Consider the following 19,043-nt stretch of genomic DNA (forward strand, 5'->3'; position numbering starts at 1 on the left):
TCCCAAGACCATTATGAATTCAGCAAAAACCAAGGTAGCCCTAGTCACTGGCGCAGGAACTGGTATTGGCAGGGCAGCAGCAAAAGCCCTTCTTAAGGGCGGCTATCAAGTGGTTCTAACCGGGCGCAGTCTAGATAAATTAGAAAAGGCTATCTCTGATATCGGTGGCAATCAGATTAATTGTCTTGCCGTATCTTGCGACGTTGGCAAACCCGATGAAGTCAAAAATCTATTTGCTGCTCTTCGTAATAAGTTTGGCCGCATTGATGTCCTCTTTAATAATGCCGGGATGGGTGCACCAGCCATTCCCATGGAAGACCTGAGTTACGAACAGTGGATGAATGTAGTGAATGCCAATCTGTGCGGAGCATTCTTATGCTCACAAGAAGCGATTCGCATGATGAAAGCCCAGTCTCCTCAAGGCGGCAGAATTATCAATAACGGTTCAATCTCTGCACATGCACCGCGCCCAATGTCGGCACCTTATACCGCAACAAAACATGCTATTAGTGGCCTGACTAAAACGATTGCACTCGATGGACGCGCATTTAATATTGCCTGCGGACAAATCGATATCGGCAATGCTGCTACAGAGATGACCGAGCGCATGGCAGCTGGAATTATGCAGGCTGATCAATCTATTAAGGTAGAGCCACGAATGGATGTGGATCATGTTGGAGAGGCGGTACTTCACATGGCTCAGCTTCCGCTAGAAAGCAATATTCTCTCCATGACCATTATGGCTACTAACATGCCTTTTGTAGGCAGGGGCTAAAGTCTTACTATCGAACTTGATCGACTAGCAGACGCACATTATTAGCACCGACTTTAATCGTTTGCGCCAAAGAGATTAAATCCCCCGCCTCTGGCTTAGCCATTCCTGTTTTTGAGATGCGCACCTCAATACTTGCTTCAGACAACTGCGAGAGAGGTGCGCTAGGGTTCATTGCTAGGGCATCATTCAAAGCAAAGCTCATTGGAAAATTGCTGGCAGGCATCTTTAAGACTGCCACTGGCATACGCTCACCTGGCTTACGAGCTATCACCATCACAATATCGCCAGGCTTGATTTTGGATTTGAGTTCGGCAGATATTTCAATCTTGCCACTGATTTCTTTTCCAGAAGAGGCAGCTAGTGTAGTAGCAGTGGTAGCTAAGCCACCTTTAGAGCGCGCCTCGGCAATCGATCCCTGGATAGCTCGCGCTTCATCAGTATCGGACGGAATTTGTTTTGCTAGTTTTTCCCAAGTCTGCACTGCTACCTTGTAATTACCAGAGTTATAAGATGCAGTTCCAGCAAGCCAAAGAGCCATCAAGTTATTGGGATCGAGCTTAAGAGCCTGGTTAATTAACTGCATAGGCTTTCCAGTAAAACTGCCGTTTGCATTACTGGCCAATACATCTGCATAGTCGGCCAATAATTGCGGATCAGAATCTATAAAGTTACCGGCACGTGCATAAGCTTTAGCAGCATCTTCATTACGACCCAAGATTCGGTAAGAGCGAGCCAACATCGCCCACCCTTTTAGGTTTGTTGGATCTTTTTCCATTTTGATGGCGAACTCGGCCACCATTTTCTCGACACCCTCTTGAGTGACCGGTTTCTCAGAATTTTTTTGAGCTACACGAACCACATCCCCTAAAGAGAAATATAGCGCCGACGATAGCAAGACAATAAAGAGGCACAAGCCAATTGCAGTCTTCTTGGTGGATCCGGCAACCTCTCGATCATCTTCCTCAATAGTGTCTTGAAAAAGTCGCTGACGCATTTCTGCATGAGCAATTTCATAATCGGTTGAAGTGATGGCGCCCGATTGATGTTCGACTTCTAATTTATCGAGCTCCTCTCGGTAAATAGTGGCATTCATCTGACGACGCGATGTTGCCTTACTCTTCGCGGGAAATATAAAAGGTCGCAGCAGTAATAGCAGCACTAATACCAGAAGCAGAAAAGCGGGAATCAAGAAGCTAGTCACTAAATTCATTCCTATTTCTTATCAGTCGCATTGAGCATGGCATCAATTTTCTGATTATCAGCATCGGTCAGAGCAATAGTCGGCACACTGCTGTTTCTACGCCTTAGATACATTAAAAGTCCAACAATACCAAGACCCAAAATAACAAACGGGCCAATCCAAAGCAACCATGTCACCGGCTTTACTGGTGGACGATAGAGCACGAAATCACCATAGCGCTCAACCATAAACGAACGAATTTGATCATCGCTCTTGCCCTCTTTGATCAATATACGGATTTCACGACGTAAATCATTTGCGAGATCCGAACGAGAGCCAGCTAAAGATTCGTTCTGACATACCAAGCAGCGCATTTCTTCGGAGATACTAATTAATCGCTGCTCCGTGACAGGATCATCCGCCAATGGCGCCGCCTCATTAGCAATGGCGCCACCCAGACCCAATACGAATAAAGTGAAGAGAGCAATTAAAAAAATCTTTTTCATGATTTCTTAAGCTCACTTAGCAAAGGATAAATTTTCTGGTTCAGCAAATCCATTGTTAGTGGGCCGATATGCTTAAAGCGAATCAAACCCGCTTTATCAATAATGTAGGTCTCAGGTACACCATAAACACCGTAGTCGATACCAACGCGACCATTACCATCAAAGGCGGAGAGAACATATGGATTGCCCTGCTTTGCCAACATTGCTAAAGCATCTTCACGCTTATCTTTGTAGTCCAAACCAATGACTGGTGCTACTTGAGATTTAGCTAACTCCACTAAGACGGGATGCTCTTCACGACAAGCTACGCACCAGGATGCCCAAACATTCAATATCCATACCTGACCCTTCATACTTGCAGGAGAAAATATTTTATTCGCCTCGGTCAATTGAGAAACCTCAAATGCAGGAGCTGGCTTGTTAATTAAGGGTGATGGAACTTCATGTGGATCCCGATTTAATCCAATTGCCAAAAAGACCACCAAGCCAATAAACAAAACGAGTGGGATTAAAAATTTCGCTTTCATGAGAATTTGCTCCTCAATTTCAAGCGATAACGCTTATCTGACATCGCCAATACGCCACCTAAAGCCATTAGCAGGCAACCACCCCAAATCCAATCAACGAAAGGCTTGTAATAAACACGTACAGCCCAAGACTGATCTCCCAGCTCTTCACCCAGTGACACGTAAATATCACGAGTGAGCCCTGCATCAATCGCCGCCTCTGTCATTGGCATAGTTGATGAGAAGTAACTGCGCTTCTCGGGATAGAGGCTGATCTGACCACTGCCATTTTTGGACATTATGAATGTACCGCGTATTGCTTGGTAATTTGGGCCACGAGCTGCATTGACACCTTGAAGCTGAATTTGATAACCGCCAACTGTTACTGTATCGCCCGCTGACATGCGTACATCTTTTTCTTCTTGATAAGCGCCAACCATCGTGACACCAATCACAAAAATAGCAATACCTAAATGCGCTACTTGCATACCAATAAAAGAACGTGTGGGCTTGCCGGCTTTTGCTTGGCGCGCGATTTGCATGCAACCAGAGGCAATCACCCAAAAAGCAAGCATGAAGCCCATACCTGCAAGCCAGGTAAATTGCCCCATAACGAATGGGATTGCTATGCCTGCGATTAAAGCAACTACACCTGCCAACCATAAGCGCTTAATGATGGCCAATAAGTTACTTTGCTTCCAACTCGACCAAGGGCCAATGCCCATCAATACCAATAAAGGAACCATGATGGGAACAAACACGCTATTGAAATAAGGAGGGCCTACAGAAATCTTGCCAAGATGCAGGGCATCAATCAGCAGTGGATATAGCGTACCCAGCAGTACAGATCCAGCAGATACCACTAAAAATACATTCCCAAGCAAGATAAATGTTTCTCTAGAGCTCAAATTAAATTTACCGCCCATTGTGCTTTTCGGTGCACGCCATGCATACAGCAATAAAGATGAGCCCACCACCAGAGACAAAAAGATCAGGATAAAAATACCGCGTCTCGGATCAGTTGCAAATGCATGCACTGAGGTTAAAACACCTGAGCGAACTAAAAAGGTACCTAGCAGTGATAGCGAGAATGCAGTAATCGCCAAGAGGACGGTCCAGCTCTTAAAGCCACCGCGCTTCTCTGTCACTGCCAAAGAATGTAATAAGGCTGTACCTACAAGCCAAGGGATAAAGGAGGCATTTTCAACGGGGTCCCAGAACCACCAACCACCCCAACCCAATTCGTAATAAGCCCACCATGAACCGAGCGCAATACCGAGAGTTAGAAAAACCCAAGCGGCAGTAGTCCAAGGTCGTGACCAACGCGCCCATGCAGCATCCAATCTGCCTGATAACAAAGAGGCTATCGCAAATGCAAATGCCACTGAAAAACCAACGTAACCCATGTACAACATTGGCGGATGAAATACTAAGCCTGGATCTTGCAAGAGTGGATTTAATGAGCGGCCATCTTGCGCTGCAGGCAATAACCGTTCGAAGGGGTTTGAGGTTGTTAAAACAAATAACAACAGACCGCTAGTAACCAAACCCAATACACCAATGACTCGTGCCACCATGAAATCATCCAACGCCTTGGAGAGCTGCGCCACCAAAATAGTCCAGGTAGCTAGTAAGAAGATCCACAAGAGAAGCGAACCTTCATGACCACCCCATACCGCACCCAATCGATAGATAATCGGTAGTTGCGAATTGGAGTGCTCAGCAACATAGAGTACAGAAAAATCGTTGACGTAAAAACTCCAAGCCAATATTCCAAAGGCAATCGCCAACAACAGGAAAACAGTTTGCGCGGCAGGTCGTGCTAACACCAACCAATCACGGCGGCCAAAGTGTGCGCCCAGCAAAGGTAAAACGCCTTGAATCAGTGCAATACAAAGCGCTAGGACTAATGCGTAATGCCCAAACTCAGGAATCATTTATTACTTCCATTTTTTTGAGCTTGCTCTAAAGCATGTTTGGCTTCGGGTGGCATGTAATTCTCATCATGCTTAGCCAGCACCTCACTGGCAATAAATTCACCATTAGCATTCATACGGCCTTGAATAACTGCGCCCTTACCCTCTTTAAATAAATCAGGAAGGATGCCAGTGTATGCAACCGGAATATCTTTCACGAGGTCAGTGATCACAAAGTGCACTGTTAATCCATCGCGTTTTAGTGAGCCATCTTTCACCATACCGCCAATTCGGAAGGCTTGACCTTGAGGTGCTTTACCAGCCGCTACTTCACTTGGAGTGACATATAAAGCGATATTACTATTCAGTGCATTCAGGATTAAAAGCGCAGCTACTCCAATAGCAACCAGTGCAGCAACAATAATCAATGCGCGTTTATGTCTAGGCTTCACTTACTAATCTCTTTATCAAACTGCTCTGCTAATTGCTCTTGCTTTAACCTGCGAACGATTGCATTAAAACGAGCACGCACAAATAGGGGCTCTAATATCAACACTAGCGCACAAACACCAAAACTGCTCCATACGTACAAGGCGTAGCCGCCCATGGCAAAAAACTCAGAAGGACTATTCCACATCAGCTTTTCACCTCAATTGATTGTCTCACCCAATCGGCGTGGGCTTCACGCTCCAAAATGATTGCCCTCACTCGCATTAAGGTGACTGCAATGGTGTACATCCAGAGACACAAAGCCATCAAAAGCATTCCCCACAGCATGGTTTGAGCCATAGCCGGAGCTTTTGTTAGGGAAATAGATGCTCCCTGATGCAAGGTATTCCACCATTTCACAGAAAAATAAATAATGGGCACGTTAACCACTCCCACCAAAGCCAAAATAGCACTAGACTTATCAGCGCGACGAGGATCATCGATAGATGCCCGTAAGGCAATAAATCCCAAATACAGAAATAAGAGAATCAACTCTGAAGTTAGGCGGGCATCCCAAACCCACCAAGCACCCCACATCGGCTTACCCCAAAAAGCACCTGTCCATAAAGACAGAAATGCCATCCAGGCACCTATTGGTGCAAGAGCCTGCGCCATCATGGCAGATAGGCGGGTATTAAAAACTAAGCCTAGACCTGCCCATGCGGCCATCACTAAATAGATAAACATCGACATCCAAGAGGCAGGTACGTGGATAAAAATGATTCGATAACCCTGGCCCTGAACAGCATCTACTGGGGCAACAAAAAAACTGACCCACAAACCAGCAGCACCAAATAAAAAAGTCAAAACCCAAAAGAATGGGATGAGCTTACCCGCCACCGGATAAAAGGTACTAGGGCTTGATAACTTAAACCAGTTAACCAAGCGGTGATTAGAAAAATTATTTACCTGATTCATTCAATCGCAATCTTGACAGCGGCGCTACTTACCCAAGGAACAAATGCTAAAGCCAAAATCAATAATGCGCCTAGCAATGAAAAATGGCCTGATGTATCCAAGCCCACACTATTTGCATAAACAGCGCCGGCACCAAAAATGAGTACGGGAATATATAAAGGCAAAATTAATAAGCTTAATAAGATGCCGCCGCCCCTTACCCCCAAGGTCAATGCTGCGCCTATAGAGCCTAGCAAGGATAGCACTGGGGTACCTAGCAATAGAGTTCCCATCAGCACATATAAGGAGCTGGTATCTAGATCAAACTGAATGCCAATAATCGGGGCCAAGAGCACGAGTGGCAAACCACACACAATCCAGTGGGCAATAATTTTTCCAGTTACCAGCACAACCATAGGCTGGGGTGATAAAGCGAGCTGCTCCAAAGCACCATCTTGATAGTCTGCCGCGAACATACGTTGCAGGCCTAATAAGGTCGACAACAGGGCCGCGACCCACAGAACGCCAGGGGCAATTTTGCGTAGCAACGCTGTGTCTGCACCAATGCCCAATGGAAATAAGCTAGTCACCACCACAAAAAAGAATAGGGCTGTGAGCACCTCACTTTTACGGCGCATTACTAGGAGTAAATCTCGGCGGATGATTGCTAACAAGGCATTCATAGGTCAAGCACCCTCACATGAGGAAGACTCACTTCTTGATGGCTAGTGAATACCACCAACCCACCCTGCTCTACATGCTCGCCAATTAGTCCTTGCAATGCCTGCATCGCATGAATATCGAGTGCATTAAATGGCTCATCTAAGATCCATAACTTAGCCTGACGTGTCAGCATGCGAGCCATTAAGACGCGACGCTTTTGTCCTGCCGATAAACAATTGACTGGTAAATGTTCGCGTCCGCGCAAACCAAAACGCCAGAGAGCAGATAACGCTTTTTCATCGGAGAGATCAACACCATCAAGAGCTGCATATAGTTGTAAATTTTCTAGCGCCGTGAGATCTTCTTTAAGAGCATCTCGATGCCCCAGAAATAAAAGCGCGCGATGATAGGTAGCGATGTCTTTAGAGATGGATTGACCGCCCCACAGAATTTCTCCAGCCTCTGGCTTAGATAAACCCGTCAAAAGCCTTAATAGACTCGTTTTTCCAACACCGTTCTCACCGCGAACATGCAGACACTCACCACCTGAGAGCATTAAATTCAGATCCTGAAATAACGTTCTTTCGCCTCGAATACAGCAAAGAGCGCGAGCTTGGAGCATTAGATGTGGCTTGCTGGGGGAGAAGGAGGTGTCGGCTGTCATGTAGGCAATGGCTTGAATCAAACCACCCCAGGCATTGTCCAAGAGCCCATAGGGGCTGTCAAACCAGCAAAAGTGGAATTAAGGGAATAATCCCTTTCAATTCAATTACTTATGAAATTATAAACCGACTGTAGGTGGAATGCCGGCCAAGAAAGAAAAAACCACCCGAAGGTGGTTTTCTTCATCAAATCAAGTACTTAGCGAACAGCAAGCCTGCCAAACTTACTTAAGTCGCTGAGTAATTTCGGCAATACGTTGCCCATAGAGTCTGGCAGTCTCTAAGTCCCCAACATTCACCTCATCCGCACTAGCGTCTGAAGGAGTTTGCATCATCGCCCCAGCAAACGAACCAACATAGTTAACGTCGTCACGCTTAGCGGCTTTAGAGTTAGAAGGCATCAAACCAGTGCCAACCCATAAACCAGAGTGCTGCATAGCCAAGGTAAAGAAATAATGCAATGTGGAATGCTTGTCACCATTCATAGTTGCTGAATTGGTAAACCCGCCGAACACTTTATCTTTCCACTGCTGAGAAAACCATTGCTTAGAACTCGCATCAGCAAACTTTTTAAATTGCCAGCTGACGGTTCCCATATAAGTAGGTGAACCAAAAATGATTGCATCAGCCTCATTCACAGTTGTCCACTGCGCGTCAGTCAAATTTCCTTCAGCATCGATTGCAACTAATGTAGCGTTAGCACCCTTAGCAACCGCTTCCGCTTGTTTTACTGTGTGACCATAGCCACTATGAAATACTACTGCGATTTTTGTCATCTCGTTTTCCTTAAAGAATCAGTTATTCCGGCTTTATACCAGCGCTTTTAATGATCTTACCCCAGCGTACAGATTCCTTCTTTTGAAATGCCCCAAATGCCTCAGGAGTCATTGCGTAGTACTTTGCTCCCTCTGACTCAAGCTTCTTTTGTACTGCTGGCTGCTGCATAATTTTGCCGACCTCATCATGCAACTTTTTAACAATAGCTGGCGGTGTACCTACCGGCGCAAATAGGCCAATCCAATTCTTCACATCAAATCCCGGTAAGGTTTCGCTAATACTGGGTAAATCTGGCATAGATGGATCCCTACTTGCGCCAGTTACTGCTAGACCTCGCAACTTATCGCTTTTTACATAAGGAAGAATGGTGGGCATTGTTGCAAACATCACTTGAGTTTGTCCGCCAATCAAATCCGTAATGGCAAGGGCGTTACCTTTGTATGGAATGTGCGTCATGTCTACTTTTGCAGTCATTACAAATAATTCGCCCGCTAAGTGGCTAGCAGTACCAATACCACCGGAACCATAGGAGACCTTTCCAGGGTTGGCCTTTAAATAGGCAATTAACTCAGGTACATTTTTTACCGGCAGATTTGGATTGACTGCTAACAAACCTTCAGCATCCAGCACAAAGACCACTGGTACAAAATCTTTTAGTGGGTCATAGGGCATGCTCTTCACTAAATAGGGATTGACCGCATGCGTTCCAATACTACCCATAATTAAGGTGTAACCGTCTGCTGGGGATTTGGCAACAAAGTCTGCGCCAATGTTTCCACCACCACCAGTTTTGTTTTCCACAATCACTGGCTGGCCAAAAGCCTCGCTTAATCCCTGCGCAATGATTCTGGAAAATCCATCTGCAATACCACCAGTAGCGAATGGAGAAATAATTTTGATTTGTCGATTAGGGTATGTACCAGTTTGAGCATTTGCAATATGGCAAGCCAATAACCCAAGCAGCACACTCAATGTGAAAACAATTTTTTTCATATTATTTTTATAAAGAATTTTGATTTATGGGTGCAGCAGCTAAACCTTGTAATTGATACTGTCGAATCAAATCAGCCACTAAACCGCTGCGAATAAATTCTTCAACACAAGTACTTAAAAATGTGATTGCCTCTAGATTAGATTTCTTGGTAGCAATTGCCTGCTGAATACCAGTGAACTGACCTTCTAATATCCGTAAGCCCGGATGTTTTTTAGCAAAAGCAACTAAGCCTGTCTTAAGCCCAGCTAGCGCATCTAAACGCTCACTCAGAAAAAGTTCATTGCTTGCCTGGAGACTATCCGCATGAACGAGAGTGCCATGCTTTAGATTACGCTGTAACCAGTGATCGTATGCACTCTTAAAGAAAGATGCGATTCGAACACCCGGTTGATCTACTTGGAAAATATCTTGAATTGGTGAATCATCGGAAACTAAGTAAGTCGCCTCCAACTCTACATAAGCGGGGGTAAAGGTGACTTTTTCAGCGCGCGCCGGATCAGAACCTACCAAAACAATTCCGCATCTTCCACTAGCAGCAGCCTCCACTACTTCTTCCTGGGATTCATAACCCGTCAGTTCGAGCGGAACTTCCAATCGCTTTGCTACTGCACGACAAATGTCTGGCGCTATACCGGTAGGCTCTCCTGCAGAGGTGCGGCCAGTAACCAATAAAAAATTACCTAGATAAACCGCAGCAGAAAGAACGCCGTGAGGGGCAAGCTGCGCCCTCACTTCGGTAGAAATTGAACTCAAAAGAATCTCCGTAATTTAAAAGGTGGTAACTAGTTAGAACTGAACAGTTTCGCCTTCAGTCATTGGAATGATTTTGATATTGCTACCCTTCATAGCCGCCTGAAACTCAGCCAATGTTCCCTTGGTCATCGGATTGGAGTTGTAGTGCATCGGTATGACCATCTTAGGCTTAACCCAAGTGCGCAAAGCAAATGCAGCATCGTCTGGTGCCATCGTGAAATTTCCTCCGATTGGAATCATGACTAAGTCCGGCTTGTAATGCTCGCTAATAAATTTCATATCGCTAAATAAGCCGGTATCACCCATATGCCAAATTTTGAATCCATTTTCCAACTCGATGATGTAGCCCACTGGCTCTCCAGCAGGATGAGATTCCATCTTGTCTGTTGCAGGATTTTTCCAAACTAATAGGGATGAATGCTCAGCTTGTACCGCAGTTACCTTAATCCCAGGAGCAGGTGTAACACGACCTGTCTTATTAAAGCGATGACCTAAGTCTGCTGGCAGCACCCCTAAAGTAGTTAGGGGTGTGATCATATCTGCGGGACCATAAAGCTTGATATTGTTCATCTTAGCCAAAGCCGGAGCATCACCAATGTGATCAACGTGCGCATGAGTCACAAGCAGCACATCAATCGGACCAATCGCAGCTAAATCAGTCTTATACATCGGTGGGGTCTTAGGGCCACCAGTAATCCAGGGATCAATCAAAATCATTTTGCCCTGAGGAGTTTTGATACGAAAACCTGCTTGCCCTAGCCACAGCGCCTCTGTTTTGCCTTGAGCTCCAGCAGGTGCGGCATTTTGCGCACTACTGATTGTCGATGCTGAGGCTAGAACTGCTGCAAGCAATAGGCCCAAGCCACCCTTAGTTAAAAAGCCCTTCATTGGAACGTCTCCTCGTTATCGTAATAATCAAGAAACTATAGACCAAATTAGCTGTTTAGGCTTATGACGCAATGCGTCATTTAGTGAGCGACTACTTCCAAAATAGGGAAATCTTTTGTGGAGAGTCCGCACTAATAGAAAGTGCTCGCTTTTGGACTACCCCTTGGTATGTTGCCTCAATTGCATAATCACCAGGCACTAAGTTAATTAGCATATAAGGACCGTCTGCTTGAGCCTCAAAAATAGCCTGCTTTTTTGAGTTGGTGATTTTGATGGATGCTCCAAATATCCAAACGCCTCTGCCATTTTCAATTTGAGACATTTCCAATAACAAAGGCCACTGCTTTGCTTGGGCAAGAATGGCAACAGTCTCACCCTCACCTACGCCACCAGTGACATAAGAAATCCCTTGTGAATATTGCGTCTCTGGAATTTGCGCCAAAGCCCAAGAGCTCATCAAAATTAGATGAGTGGAGATAATTATTTTAAGTAGTGTTTTCATATCTTCATAGTACGACTGATTGAGATATAAAAAAAGCCCCGTTGCAAAAAACAACAGGGCTTGTGTGCGCTAGAACACTTAAGCTTAGGGCGTCATCACAATAGCGCCGGAAACTTTTCTTCCTTCGGCAGCACGATGCGCATCCGCAGCCTGCTCCAAAGAAAACTTAGCACCGATTTGTACTTTGACTTGACCTTTAGCAATTGCATCAAATACTGCCTTGGCATTTTCTTTTAATAAAGCTGGAGTTGCGTTATGCGGAAAGACAGATGGTCTTGTCAAAAACAGGCAGCCCTTCTTGTTGAGAATTTCTGGCTGAATTTCAGGCGCCGGTCCAGAAGCAGCTCCAAACAAAGCAACTGTACCGAATGGAGCAGTGCAATCCAACGATCCCAAGAAAGTAGTTTTAGCTACTGAGTCATAAACTACATTAGCTTTTTTACCGCCAGTGGCCTTAAGCACATCCTCAACCCAAGTTGGTTGGGAATAATCCACTACCGCATCACAACCCGCCTCTTTAGCCGCTGCGAATTTTGCAGGTGCCCCCACGGTACCAACAACAAACGCACCTAATGCTTTTGCCCAGCCAGCCAAAATTTGACCAACACCACCGGCAGCAGCGTGCACTAGAACGATATCGCCTGCTTTTACTTTATAAGTCTTTTGCACCAGATATTGCGCAGTCATTGCCTTAAAGAAAACAGCTGCAGCTACTTCATCAGAAATATTGCTCGGTATCTGAACCAATTTGTCAGCCGCTACGTTTCGCGCACTTGCATATGCACCAATACCGGCATTCATATATACAACGTGATCGCCAACCTTAAAGTCAGTAACGCCTTCTCCTACATGCTCAACAACACCAGCAGCTTCGTGACCTAGGCCAGTAGGCATCTCTAATGGATAAACGCCAGAGCGCTGATATACGTCAATGAAATTAAATCCGATAGCAGTTTGACGAATCTGCACCTCACCTTTTGCTGGTGGGGGCAACTCTTTATCAATTACCTTGATTACGTCTGCACTGCCTAATTCAGAAAGACTAACTACTCGCGCTTTTGTCACATGTCACCTATATATTTTTTATAAAAAATCATCATACAGTAAGGGCGTTAGAAGACTCTTCTTCAATTACCGCCCAAGTACTATCGCCTAACTTCTTAACCGCCATTGAATATGTCCACCCGTCTGGAATCCCACAACTCCACCCACTTGGGCCATTCTGAATGAGTACGTTGACGCTATTTCTGCTGTCGTAGTACAGGTGATAAATTTTTCCATGGATGGGATTAAAACCAAATTTAGCGCTATGTACCATTTCAGTGGCGTCCAGCCTTGCTTGCAAGGCTTTGGCTTGTTTCATCAAGACTTCAGCCTGCTCCATAATGCGGTCATACTCCAGCTTCGCATTCTGGCGCGCTACATTGACAGCCTTATCTTTTTCTTCGGTGACCTTAATGGGCGCAAATACAGGAGCACCCACTTCCATTGGATATTCAATCCCTGCGTGACGCGCTGGATCGGTATCTTCGATTCTCATGAAATGCCCTGTATCTCTTTTAATGTATTTAAATAAACTCGACTACTTAATCAAACCACAAGCAATGCGTGGTCCAGAATTTCCAGCAGGTTGAGACTTGTAATCATCTGGATCGCGATGCACTACAACTGAGCGGCCTACAATACCAGTTGGTCCAGTATTTACAGCAAAGCCATGTAGTTTAGCTGTGTAAGTTGCGTTACCACTCGCGTCTGATTTAATGTTTGGCATATCACCTGCATGATTCATGCCACTGTCTGGCATGCCATGTGCTTTTGTCTCAGGATTAAAGTGACCACCTGCACTCATTGCATCTGGAGCAGAGCAATCGCCCTTCTCATGCACATGAAATCCTTGCTCTGCATTTGGCTTCAAACCAGAAAACTTACCATTGATAAGAACATCATTGCCTTGCCAGGTGAAAGTCACTTCACCCTTGGCCTGCGATCCTGATCTTGAATCTAGGCTTGCGCTGGCTTTTTGCCCTGTGCCCTGTTCCATCGATTGACAGGCTACTAAAGATAAGACTCCAAACGCAGATAGAGCAATCGAAACTTGCTTTAATTTCATATTCATTTAAATCTCCTTGGATTGGGCGCTCAGCGACGCCTTCCAAGAAAGTGTGACACAAATCTAGCCCTTTTGCTTAACGCTTATAGAAGCTCAGGGTGACCTCACCAAGCTCAATGCCAAACTTACTCATCTTGGCCTTGTTTAGCATTACTTTAGGGGTAATAAGGTACATCCAATCGTTAAATTGCACGTTATAAATGGTTCCATCTACTGGCAAGGCAAGGGTGTAGGTCCAATTCAGGGCATTTCCAGCCAATTGGCCCTGGGCATCTCCCACTACATCATCTGCCCTGCCAATGAAATTACCCGGGGACTGCTCAGTCAAAGTCCAAATGCGTTTTTGCTTTGTGCCATCCGAGTACTCAAAGCTTTCATCTAAGGTACCCACCTTCTTGCCATCAACCATAGTCCAATTAGATTTAATTAATACAGTAAAACGCTTCTTCACCTCACCACTACGATCTGTAAAGATGCCATAGGCATCAATCGTTCCTGAAAAATATTCACTTAAGTCTAGAGCAGGATTCTCGGAAGCATATTGAGAAACTTGCGGTGTAGAGCAAGAGGCCAAAAATAGGCTGCACAAGGCCAACAAGATAATTCGGATAAAAAGTGATTTCATAGATTAGCAAGCCTCAGTAAAAAGTGGTGGCGGACAAGATTGTCCAAGTAGATCGGTGCGAAGCTTTGGTGCACTTGTTTTGGGGTCAAGCCAGATCCCAAAAAATGCTTTCGAAAAATCAGTGCCTGGTATTTGCGCAATTTGCTTACCATCGTGATAAAAGATTGTTCCTTGTTTAGGAGAATAGACAGCAGTCAAAGTATGTCCTGACTCTACATTCGGCAAGAAAGCGGTTAACTCTCTACCCCACTGTGCTGCCTGAGCATCCGTAATACCAATGCGCTTCATCTCTTCCACACTGCGATTAGCAATCGAGACTCCAGAAAAAGATTTTTGATAGCGCATGTCTAGCGCAAATTCCGGGGAGGCTAGTGAACCCACTCGATAAAAGGAGGCGTCATATATATGCAGACCCCACCAAGTCAGTCGTCCACTACCCTGAAGTTTTGCGGAGCTTAAATAGGGTGGCAGTTCCTGTGGATCAAGGGCAAAGCTAGCTGGCGCTAATGCGCTAAATAAAGCGACGATTAAAAACAATCGAATCATCTTCATAGCGATGTTGATTTTGATTTCACCAAACGCAATGCTGCTGGTCCCAAAAGACTAGAAATAGCATGTCTATTCTTAGCAAAAAATAGGTAACCCAACTTCAAAAATGGTTGCAGGGCTTTTCTGGAAAAAAGCCAGGCAAGGCGGGGCAAATTGGCCCTACGATAAGCCTCGGGAAATACTGAAACGCCGTGAATTAATTTACCGCTAGCAAACTGCCCATACATTGCAGCCAATGCAGCCTCACAGGAGACACCAACTTTCTGTGGGTCAAACTGCTCTGAATTAATATCGACAAAGTCCAAAAGATTGGCTTGATTTCGCCCAGATAGAAACAGAATCTCCGCCTGGCATAAAGGACAAGCGCCATCGTAAAACAAAGTAAGTTTTTCTAACTGAGTCATTGTTCAGCAAGTTTACGGCTTATTCAATAAACTGGCTGACACATTCATTTTAAGGTTGCTATGCAAAAAGAGATCGCGTTAAATGTATTTGGGGAACCACTCATTCCCTGTTCTTTTGATCCTTTAACGGGGTTTTTTAGGGATGGTTGTTGCAAAACTAATGATGAGGATGTTGGTAGCCATTTAGTGTGCGCCATTGTCACAAATGAGTTTTTACAATTTAGCCTTCAAAAAGGCAATGACTTAATTACCCCACGACCAGAGTATCAGTTTCCAGGATTGGTTGCGGGAGATCAGTGGTGCTTATGCATCAATCGCTGGGTAGAGGCATTCAATGCCCATTGCGCCCCATTGATCAAGCTCGAAAGCACCCATATTAAGGCACTAGAAACAGTCTCCTTGGATACCTTAAAGGAATATGCGAGAGAAGTCTGACAGAAGCGTGACAGAAGCGTGAGAGAAGCATGAAGGCCTTTTACACAGATCATTTTGTCTTACCTCTTCCGGCGGGACATCGCTTCCCAATGGAGAAATACTCTCGCCTACGAGATTTGGTCAATACACAAGCAAATATAGAGCTCATGGAGGCGCCGCCTGCAACAGACACCCAAATCCTATATGCCCATGATCCAAGCTACCTGATTAAAGTCATTGAAGGCAAGCTATCCCCACTGGAGCAAAGAGAAATTGGATTTCCCTGGAGCGAGCAAATGGTAGAGCGTTCACGCCGCTCAGCTGGGGCCACAGTAGCTGCAGCTAAAACTGCTTTGCAAGAAGGTATAGCTGCCAATCTAGCTGGCGGCACTCATCACGCCTATCGAGATACCGGCAGTGGCTTTTGTGTCTTTAATGATTCAGCCATTGCTGCACGCACACTCCAAAAGGAAGTGAGCTCATCTCTTAAAATTGCTGTGATTGATTTGGATGTTCACCAAGGCAATGGCACAGCATCCATTCTGCAAAATGATGAATCTATTTTTACTCTGTCAATCCATGGCGAAAATAATTTCCCGTTTAAAAAAGAACAAAGTGATCTTGATTTGGGTCTTGCTGATGGCTGCAGCGATGAAGCCTACTTGCACTCCCTGAGAGAATGCCTAGATCAACTCGATACGCGCTTCAAGGCGAATTGCCTTATTTTCTTAGCTGGAGCAGACCCACATGAGGGCGATCGCCTTGGAAGGTTAAATGTAAGTACTGAGGGAATGCGCTTACGAGATGCAATGGTTTTTCAGTATGCGTTAGATCGCCAGCTACCAGTGGCATTTTCAATGGCAGGCGGCTACGGCAAAGAAATTGAATCCACTGTGGAGATTCATTTTCAGACCATTAAAACCGCCCTGCAATTTCAGAAGCAGTATTAGCAAACTTAAATCTTCAGCCCTTCTTTTTGGCCGCGCCTTTTGGGCTTGCAAGATTACCCATATTCTCTACACTCTTCTCGAAATTGGTAAACGAGTCAGCCATTGCAGCACGGATCAATTCAAAATTTTGCAGCGCATTATTAAATGAGGTTTTAAACACAGATACATAAGCTTCGCTACCAAGCGGTGCATTATCTGTCGCATCATTTACAAAGTGAATTAAATCCGCCTTGGATTCTTGGATCATGGTTTCTGCAATATCAGCTAGCTCTTGGTTACCACTTTTCAGAACCTGAACTAATTGGTTGTGATATTGAGAAATTTCTTTAGCAGCATCTTGTAATACCTCAGCGTGCACATTCTCAAAAACAGAGCGAGGATCCTGAATTTTCATCAACTCTGATACCCGCGCTTGAATCATGCTGGCCAATTCCTGTGAAGCCTGCTGATTAATTTGTGCAATGGCCTGTGCACTTTCAATCGCCACACGCCCAGCAGCCTTAGTCGCATCTATAGCCCTTTGTTGCCCCGGCATTGCATTCATATCCAATGGTTTCTTGCTCATATCAGCCTTTCAAATAGGTAAAGTCATTTACCAATCTACTCTCGTTCAGCCTTGTTGCTATAGAGAAATACCAGTAGATGAGCCTTCTACCTAAAAAGAAAAGCCCCAACTACTGCTAGTTGGGGCCCTGACTTCAAACTCTTTACTTTGTTTATTGCTTCTTCTTTGGTAAGTTATTCAGGGTTGAAGCACTATTTAGCTGCTGATCGACTAGGTAGAGAGTACCCCCGTAATTAGCCTGTAGATCATACCCAGAGAGGCCTACCGTATAAAAGGTAATTTCAGGATTAAATGAACGAATGGTACCGCCTGAACCAGCAGAGAAATTAGCATCTACATCAACACCACCGCGATGCCCATCAACCGAAGTTAGTAAAAACTGATCTATCGCGCCAGGGGTCTTGAAGATCGCCACTTGATATTGATCTTGATATCCAGCGCCTAGGCCTTCCCCGGTTTTGAGCGCTTGCATAAAAATAGGATCTGTACGACGCTTATCAAATAGAACGCCTTCACCACGCGCTAAGACTATCAAAACAATATTGACATTGGAGGTGGTAAAGACCGCATAGCCAGCAGCCTGGTCAATCTCTTTTTGAACATCTGGTTTTTGTTTTATTAAGGCATCAAGACCTGTCTTAGCCATTTTCAAAGTTGCGTCGCGCTTTTGCATAATTTCTGCAGGGGTCAGCGGCTTGCCATCTTGGCCAGTGGATTGGCAGCCAGCTAGAAATGCGACCGCGAGTAAAGTCAAAGCGGCATGCCTCGAAATAGATTTGAATGAAATAGTCATGGTTAAATTAATTTATACGGTTTGAATAGTGACAAGCGGAAATAAGATCGATGCATCAGCCTCTGCCGGCTTAGTCGATACATAAGAGAAAACACAAGCAGCCAAAATAATGAGTGCTCCGGCTACTAAGCTCCAATTTCTAATATTTGACCGCACTTTAAAATCCTCTAGTAAATTGACGTTATACGTATTACCCATTACACACCAAGCTTAGTGAGCTGGTGGCCCACGATTAACTCCCACTATTTTAAGTGCATACTAGAGCCATTATGAAAGTATCTCGTTGGACACAATACTGGCATCAAATCGGCGCCACTCACAGACTGCTCATTGTTGCATTAACTGGATTTGGATCTTTTTTCATCATTCCAGCCGATCAGAGCCCAGTCATCCGTTTGGCCCTTTCCTGGGTTGCTGCAGGAGGGCTTTACTTAATACTGACCTACATCATGATGTATTTTTCTACTCAGGAAAATATTCTTGGCCTCTCGAAAAAAGAGGATGATGGCGCGGCGATGATTCTGATGATTATCGTGCTTGCGGGAATAGCCAGCTTAGTCACGATCGTGATTATTCTTTCAGGCATCAAAGCACTTCCCATCAACCTTGCCATTCGCCATGTTGGACTGGTTTTAGCAACTTACATCATTTCCTGGTTATACGTACACACTGCATTTGCTCTGCATTACGCACACGTCTACTATCAAGAGCTTGAAAAAAACAATGAAGTACCTTTACTATTTGCCTCCAAGCCAAAGCCAACCTATGTAGACTTTCTTTACTTCTCGATGGTAATTGGTATGACTTGCCAGACTGCTGACGTCAATATTGCCAGCTCCAGAATCCGGTTCTTAGTCATGCTTCAGGGCATGACTGCTTTTATCTTTAATGCCACCTTACTGACTTTGGCTATTAATTTGATATCAGGGGTAGTTGCACTTTCATAAACCGCTAAAGTTAACGTCTACGAACTATTTCAAACAAAAAGCCAACCCCAGTGAGCTGACCCCCAAAAGTTGGACATTATGTCCAACCAAGGGGGTTTTGTTTTATGAGCAAGTACAGCAAGCAGTTCAAGCTAAAGGTAGTTAAAGAGTTTCTAAAGTCAGGTGGTCTTAAGCGGGT

27 protein-coding genes are annotated in these 19,043 nt (G+C 44.9%); 4 read left to right on the plus strand and 23 right to left on the minus strand.

Annotated features, from left to right (window positions below):
* Positions 1–13 precede the first annotated feature (13 nt).
* Entirely contained in the window at positions 14–775 is a 762-nt protein-coding gene (locus tag ICN48_RS09770) for an SDR family oxidoreductase (RefSeq protein ID WP_216153530.1), read from the plus strand.
* Positions 776–782: 7 nt separating this feature from the next.
* Here the strand turns inward: ICN48_RS09770 and ccmI are convergent, their stop codons facing one another.
* The 20 genes from ccmI to ICN48_RS09870 form a co-directional block, all read right to left on the minus strand.
* Positions 783–1,985 carry a c-type cytochrome biogenesis protein CcmI gene (gene ccmI, locus ICN48_RS09775; RefSeq protein WP_216153502.1) on the minus strand — a complete coding sequence of 401 codons (1,203 nt, stop codon included), beginning with the start codon at positions 1,983–1,985 and terminating at the stop codon, positions 783–785.
* Between the two features lie 2 nt (positions 1,986–1,987).
* The gene (locus ICN48_RS09780; RefSeq protein WP_370624199.1) at positions 1,988–2,464 is read right to left on the minus strand and encodes a cytochrome c-type biogenesis protein CcmH; all 477 of its coding nucleotides are present in this window, start codon (positions 2,462–2,464) and stop codon (positions 1,988–1,990) included.
* Entirely contained in the window at positions 2,458–2,988 is a 531-nt protein-coding gene (locus ICN48_RS09785; protein WP_216153503.1) for a DsbE family thiol:disulfide interchange protein, read from the minus strand. The genes ICN48_RS09780 and ICN48_RS09785 overlap by 7 nt, the downstream gene beginning before the upstream one ends.
* Positions 2,985–4,904 (minus strand): heme lyase CcmF/NrfE family subunit, encoded by a 1,920-nt coding sequence (locus tag ICN48_RS09790; RefSeq protein WP_216153504.1) that lies wholly within the window; start codon positions 4,902–4,904, stop codon positions 2,985–2,987. Before ICN48_RS09790 ends, ICN48_RS09785 begins: the two co-directional genes overlap by 4 nt.
* A complete protein-coding gene (gene ccmE / locus ICN48_RS09795) occupies positions 4,901–5,335 on the minus strand; it encodes a cytochrome c maturation protein CcmE (RefSeq protein ID WP_216153505.1) in 435 nt (144 codons plus the stop codon). The genes ICN48_RS09790 and ccmE overlap by 4 nt, the downstream gene beginning before the upstream one ends.
* The gene (ccmD, locus tag ICN48_RS09800) at positions 5,332–5,520 is read right to left on the minus strand and encodes a heme exporter protein CcmD (RefSeq protein WP_216153506.1); all 189 of its coding nucleotides are present in this window, start codon (positions 5,518–5,520) and stop codon (positions 5,332–5,334) included. The genes ccmE and ccmD overlap by 4 nt, the downstream gene beginning before the upstream one ends.
* Positions 5,520–6,290, minus strand: coding sequence for a heme ABC transporter permease CcmC (gene ccmC / locus ICN48_RS09805; protein WP_216153507.1), 771 nt, complete (start codon positions 6,288–6,290; stop codon positions 5,520–5,522). Before ccmC ends, ccmD begins: the two co-directional genes overlap by 1 nt.
* Positions 6,287–6,952: a heme exporter protein CcmB gene (ccmB, locus tag ICN48_RS09810; protein WP_216153508.1), complete on the minus strand. Its 666-nt coding sequence runs from the start codon at positions 6,950–6,952 to the stop codon at positions 6,287–6,289. The genes ccmC and ccmB overlap by 4 nt, the downstream gene beginning before the upstream one ends.
* The gene (gene ccmA / locus ICN48_RS09815; RefSeq protein ID WP_255539530.1) at positions 6,949–7,638 is read right to left on the minus strand and encodes a cytochrome c biogenesis heme-transporting ATPase CcmA; all 690 of its coding nucleotides are present in this window, start codon (positions 7,636–7,638) and stop codon (positions 6,949–6,951) included. Before ccmA ends, ccmB begins: the two co-directional genes overlap by 4 nt.
* 180 nt (positions 7,639–7,818) lie before the next feature.
* On the minus strand, positions 7,819–8,370 hold the full coding sequence (locus tag ICN48_RS09820) for a flavodoxin family protein (RefSeq protein ID WP_216153509.1): 552 nt from the start codon (positions 8,368–8,370) through the stop codon (positions 7,819–7,821).
* Between the two features lie 22 nt (positions 8,371–8,392).
* Positions 8,393–9,364, minus strand: coding sequence for a tripartite tricarboxylate transporter substrate binding protein (locus ICN48_RS09825; RefSeq protein WP_216153510.1), 972 nt, complete (start codon positions 9,362–9,364; stop codon positions 8,393–8,395).
* A gap of 7 nt (positions 9,365–9,371) precedes the next feature.
* A complete protein-coding gene (locus tag ICN48_RS09830) occupies positions 9,372–10,118 on the minus strand; it encodes a transporter substrate-binding domain-containing protein (RefSeq protein ID WP_216153511.1) in 747 nt (248 codons plus the stop codon).
* Between the two features lie 33 nt (positions 10,119–10,151).
* Entirely contained in the window at positions 10,152–11,006 is an 855-nt protein-coding gene (locus ICN48_RS09835; RefSeq protein ID WP_216153512.1) for a metal-dependent hydrolase, read from the minus strand.
* Positions 11,007–11,097: 91 nt separating this feature from the next.
* Positions 11,098–11,463, minus strand: a complete 366-nt coding sequence (locus tag ICN48_RS09840) for a carboxypeptidase-like regulatory domain-containing protein (RefSeq protein ID WP_255539531.1) — start codon at positions 11,461–11,463, stop codon at positions 11,098–11,100.
* A gap of 129 nt (positions 11,464–11,592) precedes the next feature.
* Positions 11,593–12,573: a zinc-binding dehydrogenase gene (locus tag ICN48_RS09845; RefSeq protein WP_216153514.1), complete on the minus strand. Its 981-nt coding sequence runs from the start codon at positions 12,571–12,573 to the stop codon at positions 11,593–11,595.
* Between the two features lie 31 nt (positions 12,574–12,604).
* The gene (locus ICN48_RS09850) at positions 12,605–13,048 is read right to left on the minus strand and encodes a DUF2452 domain-containing protein (RefSeq protein ID WP_216153515.1); all 444 of its coding nucleotides are present in this window, start codon (positions 13,046–13,048) and stop codon (positions 12,605–12,607) included.
* Between the two features lie 42 nt (positions 13,049–13,090).
* Positions 13,091–13,624 carry a superoxide dismutase family protein gene (locus tag ICN48_RS09855; protein ID WP_216153516.1) on the minus strand — a complete coding sequence of 178 codons (534 nt, stop codon included), beginning with the start codon at positions 13,622–13,624 and terminating at the stop codon, positions 13,091–13,093.
* A gap of 70 nt (positions 13,625–13,694) precedes the next feature.
* Positions 13,695–14,243, minus strand: a complete 549-nt coding sequence (locus tag ICN48_RS09860; RefSeq protein WP_216153517.1) for a DUF3833 domain-containing protein — start codon at positions 14,241–14,243, stop codon at positions 13,695–13,697.
* Positions 14,244–14,246: 3 nt separating this feature from the next.
* The gene (locus tag ICN48_RS09865) at positions 14,247–14,795 is read right to left on the minus strand and encodes a chalcone isomerase family protein (protein ID WP_216153518.1); all 549 of its coding nucleotides are present in this window, start codon (positions 14,793–14,795) and stop codon (positions 14,247–14,249) included.
* Positions 14,792–15,196, minus strand: a complete 405-nt coding sequence (locus ICN48_RS09870) for a thiol-disulfide oxidoreductase DCC family protein (RefSeq protein WP_216153519.1) — start codon at positions 15,194–15,196, stop codon at positions 14,792–14,794. Before ICN48_RS09870 ends, ICN48_RS09865 begins: the two co-directional genes overlap by 4 nt.
* A 60-nt stretch (positions 15,197–15,256) precedes the next feature.
* On the opposite strand from ICN48_RS09870, the gene ICN48_RS09875 reads away from it, so the two are divergent.
* Complete coding sequence (locus ICN48_RS09875; protein ID WP_216153520.1) at positions 15,257–15,631, plus strand: DUF2237 family protein; 375 nt, start codon at positions 15,257–15,259, stop codon at positions 15,629–15,631.
* 29 nt (positions 15,632–15,660) lie between these two features.
* Positions 15,661–16,560, plus strand: coding sequence for a histone deacetylase (locus ICN48_RS09880; RefSeq protein ID WP_216153521.1), 900 nt, complete (start codon positions 15,661–15,663; stop codon positions 16,558–16,560).
* A 13-nt stretch (positions 16,561–16,573) separates the two neighbouring features.
* Here the strand turns inward: ICN48_RS09880 and ICN48_RS09885 are convergent, their stop codons facing one another.
* The 3 genes from ICN48_RS09885 to ICN48_RS09895 all read right to left on the minus strand — a co-directional run bounded on the left by ICN48_RS09885 (position 16,574) and on the right by ICN48_RS09895 (position 18,074).
* A complete protein-coding gene (locus ICN48_RS09885) occupies positions 16,574–17,125 on the minus strand; it encodes a phasin family protein (protein ID WP_216153522.1) in 552 nt (183 codons plus the stop codon).
* 151 nt (positions 17,126–17,276) lie between these two features.
* Complete coding sequence (locus ICN48_RS09890) at positions 17,277–17,918, minus strand: hypothetical protein (RefSeq protein ID WP_255539532.1); 642 nt, start codon at positions 17,916–17,918, stop codon at positions 17,277–17,279.
* Between the two features lie 12 nt (positions 17,919–17,930).
* Positions 17,931–18,074 (minus strand): hypothetical protein, encoded by a 144-nt coding sequence (locus ICN48_RS09895; RefSeq protein ID WP_216153523.1) that lies wholly within the window; start codon positions 18,072–18,074, stop codon positions 17,931–17,933.
* A 113-nt stretch (positions 18,075–18,187) separates the two neighbouring features.
* Between ICN48_RS09895 and ICN48_RS09900 the strand changes: the two genes are divergently transcribed.
* A complete protein-coding gene (locus ICN48_RS09900; RefSeq protein WP_216153524.1) occupies positions 18,188–18,865 on the plus strand; it encodes a DUF1345 domain-containing protein in 678 nt (225 codons plus the stop codon).
* The last annotated feature ends 178 nt before the right edge of the window (positions 18,866–19,043 follow it).

This window comes from Polynucleobacter sp. JS-Safj-400b-B2 (assembly GCF_018881975.1).
Taxonomy (GTDB): domain Bacteria; phylum Pseudomonadota; class Gammaproteobacteria; order Burkholderiales; family Burkholderiaceae; genus Polynucleobacter.